At 53.4% G+C, this 5,217-nt stretch carries 6 protein-coding genes; 4 read left to right on the top strand and 2 right to left on the bottom strand.

The genetic code is table 11. The annotated features are described in order from the left end of the window. The first annotated feature begins 41 nt into the window (after positions 1-41). The 4 genes from CAG65_RS01230 (at position 42) to CAG65_RS01215 (ending at position 3,177) form a co-directional block, all read left to right on the top strand. The gene (locus CAG65_RS01230) at positions 42-1,046 is read left to right on the top strand and encodes an ornithine carbamoyltransferase (RefSeq protein ID WP_161451617.1); all 1,005 of its coding nucleotides are present in this window, start codon (positions 42-44) and stop codon (positions 1,044-1,046) included. A 233-nt stretch (positions 1,047-1,279) separates the two neighbouring features. Continuing rightward, on the top strand, positions 1,280-2,209 hold the full coding sequence (pyrB, locus tag CAG65_RS01225) for an aspartate carbamoyltransferase (protein WP_161451616.1): 930 nt from the start codon (positions 1,280-1,282) through the stop codon (positions 2,207-2,209). 16 nt (positions 2,210-2,225) lie between these two features. Further along, positions 2,226-2,687 (top strand): aspartate carbamoyltransferase regulatory subunit, encoded by a 462-nt coding sequence (gene pyrI, locus CAG65_RS01220; protein WP_161451613.1) that lies wholly within the window; start codon positions 2,226-2,228, stop codon positions 2,685-2,687. A gap of 100 nt (positions 2,688-2,787) precedes the next feature. Next, complete coding sequence (locus CAG65_RS01215; protein ID WP_161451611.1) at positions 2,788-3,177, top strand: RidA family protein; 390 nt, start codon at positions 2,788-2,790, stop codon at positions 3,175-3,177. Between the two features lie 62 nt (positions 3,178-3,239). On the opposite strand, the gene CAG65_RS01210 is transcribed toward CAG65_RS01215, so the two are convergent. Beyond that, the gene (locus tag CAG65_RS01210) at positions 3,240-4,277 is read right to left on the bottom strand and encodes a DUF4382 domain-containing protein (protein WP_161451609.1); all 1,038 of its coding nucleotides are present in this window, start codon (positions 4,275-4,277) and stop codon (positions 3,240-3,242) included. Between the two features lie 142 nt (positions 4,278-4,419). Continuing rightward, positions 4,420-5,217: co-chaperone DjlA (gene djlA, locus CAG65_RS01205; protein ID WP_161451607.1), on the bottom strand; the 798-nt coding region annotated here is incomplete at its 5' end.

The raw sequence follows: 5,217 nt of genomic DNA, 5'->3' as shown, positions 1-5,217 counted from the left end.
AACTAATCCTGATAATTAAATAACGATTCAGGAACTGGAGCATGGCATTTAACTTACGTAACCGTAACTTCCTCAAGTTACTGGACTTTACCCCAAAAGAAATCCATTTCCTGCTCGAGCTGTCAGCAGAGCTGAAAAAGGCCAAATACGCCGGCACCGAGCAGAAAACCTTGTGCGGCAAAAACATCGCCCTGATTTTTGAAAAAGCCTCGACCCGAACCCGCTGCGCGTTTGAAGTGGCCGCCTTTGATCAGGGCGCCCAGGTGTCGTACATCGGTCCGTCCGGATCCCAGATCGGCCACAAAGAGTCGATGAAAGACACCGCCCGGGTGTTGGGACGTATGTATGACGGCATTGAATATCGTGGCTTTGGTCAGGCGATTGTCGAAGAGCTGGGGACCCACGCCGGTGTACCGGTATGGAACGGTCTGACCGATGAATATCACCCCACTCAGATCCTGGCCGACTTCCTCACCATGCTCGAACACGGCCGCGGCAAGCCGTTACACCAGATCCGTTTCGCTTACCTGGGCGATGCGCGCAATAACATGGGCAACTCGCTGATGGTCGGCGCCGCAAAAATGGGGATGGACATTCGCTTAGTCGCCCCGAAAGCGTTCTGGCCGCAGGCGGCGCTGGTCGCGGAGTGTCAGGCGATTGCGGCCGAGACAGGCGCCCAGATCACGCTGACGGAAAGTGTCGACGACGGCGTCAAAGACTGTGACTTCCTCTACACTGACGTTTGGGTTTCCATGGGCGAAGCCGCCGAAGCATGGGGTGAACGCGTCGCCACTCTGACGCCTTATCAGGTCAACCAGACGGTGATTGAAAAAACCGCCAATCCACAGGTGAAATTCATGCACTGCCTGCCTGCATTTCACAATGATGAAACCACCATCGGCAAGCAAGTGGCCGAACAATATGGCATGCAAGGGCTCGAAGTCACGGAAGACGTGTTTGAATCCGGGTGTTCCATCGTGTTTGATCAGGCCGAAAATCGCATGCATACCATCAAAGCCGTCATGGTCGCCACACTTGGCCAGTAAGACGCGCAAAGCATGATGTAATCGCTTGCGCTCACAAATTTCCGGCGTATAATGCTCGGCAATTTGTCTGAGGGAAGTGAAATGAAGCCGAGTCTGGTAGCGACAATGCGACATACTCTAGGTAAGCTGGTTGGCTTACCGGCGAATTCTTTTTCTTCCTCATCTGATTTCTAAAGCCTCCCATCTCGGGAGGCTTTTTTATTGTCTGAAGTATACTGCTAGGGAAGACGATCATGACCAATACGCTTTATCACAAGCACATCATCTCAATTCCGGAACTCTCACGCGAAGAGCTGGAACTCATCGTGGACACCGCTGGTCAGCTGAAAGCGCAGCCAAATCCGGAGCTGATTAAAAATAAGGTCATCGCCAGCTGTTTCTTTGAACCTTCCACCCGTACCCGCCTGTCGTTCGAGACGGCCATTCAACGCATCGGGGGGGATGTGATCGGCTTTGACAACGGCGGTAACACCTCGCTGGCGAAAAAAGGGGAAACCCTGGCGGACTCCGTGCAAGTGATCGCTTCTTACGTCGATGCGTTTGTGATGCGCCACCCTCAGGAAGGCGCGGCGCGTCTGGCGTCGGAATTTTCGAAAGGCGTTCCGGTCATCAACGCCGGAGACGGCGCCAACCAGCACCCCACCCAAACCCTGCTCGATCTGTTTACCATTGCGGAAACGCAGGGACGTCTCGACCAACTGAACGTCGCGTTTGTCGGAGACCTCAAGTATGGCCGCACGGTCCACTCACTGACTCAGGCACTGGCGAAATTCAAGCAGGTCCGCTTTTACTTCGTCGCGCCAGAGGCGCTGGCGATGCCGGATTACATCTGCGAAGAACTGGACGATGCGGGCATTGAATACAGCCTGCATACCGACATGGAGAGCGTGATTCCACAACTGGATATCCTCTATATGACCCGGGTACAGAAAGAGCGCTTCGACGAGTCAGAATACGCCCACATTAAGTCCGCCTACATCCTGACGGCCTCAATGCTCAAGGGTGCGCGGGATAACCTGAAAGTGCTGCACCCACTGCCGCGTGTCGATGAAATCACCACCGATGTGGATAAGACCCCTCATGCCTACTACTTTGAGCAGGCAGAAAACGGCGTCTATGCGCGTGAAGCTTTGTTGGCACTGGTCCTAAACGAAACACTGTAATCGGGAGACAATTCAAATGGGAAAAGAAACGCAACTTCAGGTCGAAGCGATCAAAAACGGCACTGTGATTGACCATATCCCGGCTCAGATCGGCATCAAGGTGCTGAAACTGTTTGCAATGGACAGAGCGGAGCAACGCGTGACCATAGGCCTCAACCTGCCGTCTTCTGCGCTGGGCCACAAAGATTTGCTCAAGATTGAAAACGTGTTCATCAGTGAAGAGCAGGCCAACAAACTGGCTCTGTATGCGCCGCACGCGACCGTTAACCAGATTGAAGACTATCAGGTAGTGAAGAAACTGGCGCTGGCGCTGCCGCCGCAAATCAACGCCGTGTTCGAGTGCCCGAACAGCAACTGCATTTCACACAATGAGCCGGTCGACAGCAGCTTTAAGGTGATTGAAAAACGGGATGATATCCGCCTTAAATGCAAGTACTGCGAGAAAGTCTTCTCGCGCGAAATCGTCACCGAACGCTAGTCACTCTTCCCCGCCTCGAGCGGGGATTTTTCTTTACCCCCCGCGGCTTTCGCGGCACACTGGGGCTTCCGATTTCCCCTTACTAAGATGGAACATAATAATGACGAAAGTACTTCACACGGAATCCGCGCCAGCGGCAATTGGTCCTTACGTACAAGGCGTTGTTCTGGGTAATATGGTACTGACTTCGGGTCAGATCCCAGTGAACCCGGCGACAGGTGAAGTGTCTGCCGACATCGCACAGCAGGCACGTCAGTCACTGGACAATGTCAAAGCCGTAGTAGAAGCGTCTGGCCTGACCGTCGCAGACATCGTGAAAATGACGGTTTTCGTTAAAGACCTGAACGACTTTGGCACAGTCAACGAGGTGTACGGCAAGTTCTTTGATGAGCATCAGGTTGCCAATTACCCGGCACGCTCGTGTGTGGAAGTGGCACGCCTGCCAAAAGACGTAGGTATCGAAATCGAAGCCATCGCAGTGCGTAAATAACCTAAGCGGCGCGCAAGACACAAAAGGCGAGCTCATGCTCGCCTTTTTCGTGCTGGTCATTGTTACAGATTGGCTTCGCTATCTTGCCCTGCCGTCACCACGATATTACTCTGAGACGCGTGAATACGGAAAGTTTCACCGTCCACAATGCCCTCTTCCGAGTCATCGTTCGCAGTACAGGTGTAGCCGATCGAATAAGTGCCCGGCGCCAGATAGCCGAATTCGTATTCGTAGCTTACGCCGTTATCGTCGGTTGTGACATTGGCGGCGCTCAGTGGCGCAACGCTGCCCGTTCCGGCAAAAGTGCCCATATCAACTTGAGCGACATCGCCCGAGTACAGGTAAACAGCATGCGCATAGCCATTACCGGATGGCGAATCCGTTTCGCATGCGCCATAAGTGGCCGTGGCAATCTCCCCTTCAATCTCTCCGGTGGTCACGGTATTAACCAGCGCCACGGACGTACGCTGAATGGTGTAATTGTCCGGTGACGTGGTGTCCTCTTTGAGGCCACGCCGTAGATCAAACTCCAGGACAAAATCGTCGTTCTGGTTATTAACCGTAAAGGTATCGTTAAAGTACAACACGCCGGCGTTAGGTTCTTCACCAACCCCTTGAGGACACTTGCCCTCACCTTTGACCGTCAGCGGATACTGGTTACCGGAAGCGGTTTCAACGACATAAGAAGGGTACTCAGGATGGTCACCGTCGTTGGCGAACACGCACAGTTTGTAGTCACCGTTGCCTAAGACCTGGTCTTCCACCAGAGCCTGCGCGTCACTGCCCTGGAAATCCAGCAGGTTGACACTCAGCGGCAACGGTTCCTGACCGTCCGGCAGTGGATCGCCGTTCTCGTCAATTAAATTTCCCTCAGCATCGCGTTTGTACACCTCGACCACAACCGGATCACCGCCACCCAGTGGCAGAAACGCGGCTTTGCTGTAGGTCACGACTACTTCGGAGACATCATCCACCGGCGCATCCGATACCGATAACGTCACTGGTGTGGTTGAGTTCGAATCCGATCCTGAATCTGAACCACAACCAGTCAAAGCCAGAGCCACAGCTCCGGCAACCATCGCTATATTCCAATGTTTCATATGTATTACCTTGAATAAGTGACTTTTCTTATTAACAAATAAAACATTAGCAAACATCTGGGCACGCAGCCCCGTTTAACGGTCAGCGTTTGGTTAGTAAATGGCAATACTCAGGTAAAGTGCGATCCTGCTTCCGCGTGCGCTATTTGAACCCTTTGACTTTTTTGATCAAATCGTAGGCGTTCTGGATTTCCTGCGATTTTTCTTTGGCCACATTCATCATTTCCGGTGGCAGACCTTTCGCCATCAACTTATCAGGATGGTGTTCATTCATCAGTTTGCGATACGCACGCTTGATCGTTTTCGCATCGTCACTCTCACTCACACCAAGCACGTCGTAGGCATCGGCAAGGTGATTGGCCTGAGACGCTTGTTGCCAACCAGACTGATGGGAACGCTGGCCACTTTGCTGCCCGCCCCCATGCTGAAAGCGAAACGCCGCTTCCTGCATCCGCAGACGTTGTTCGAGTTGCTCGGACGAAAAACCCAGGCCACGAGCGATTTTGTGCAGGACATTGCGTTCACTCGGATGCAGGCTGCCATCGGCAAACGCCGCCGATATTTGCAGCTCGAGAAAGAACTGCAATAGGTCAAAACGGCCCCCCGTCGAAATGCGCACCCGCTCCAGCGTGCTTTCAAGCGGAAAATCCGGGCTCTTGCCATCACGGAAAGCGTCCTGCGCTGCACGGCGCTGCTCACCGTGCAGATTCATGCGATCCATCATAATGGTCGCCAGTTCGATCTCCTGCGGTGTCACCTGGCCTTTGGCTTTGGCCACATGTCCCATCACCGCAAACGCTGCTTTAAAGAATTCTTCTTGTTTTTCTGTCTGGCTTGGCCCCGAACCGAATGCACCGGTACGGAATCCCGCCTGACTCATGCGGCGGGCTTTATCAAACTGGTGACCGATGAAGATCCCCAGTATGGCGCCAAACGGTCC

It is taken from the genome of Vibrio sp. V39_P1S14PM300, assembly GCF_009904765.1.
GTDB classification, from domain to species: domain Bacteria; phylum Pseudomonadota; class Gammaproteobacteria; order Enterobacterales; family Vibrionaceae; genus Vibrio; species Vibrio proteolyticus.
The sequence above is the reverse complement of the archived record's forward strand: the minus strand, read 5'-3'. Positions and strand labels throughout refer to the sequence as shown.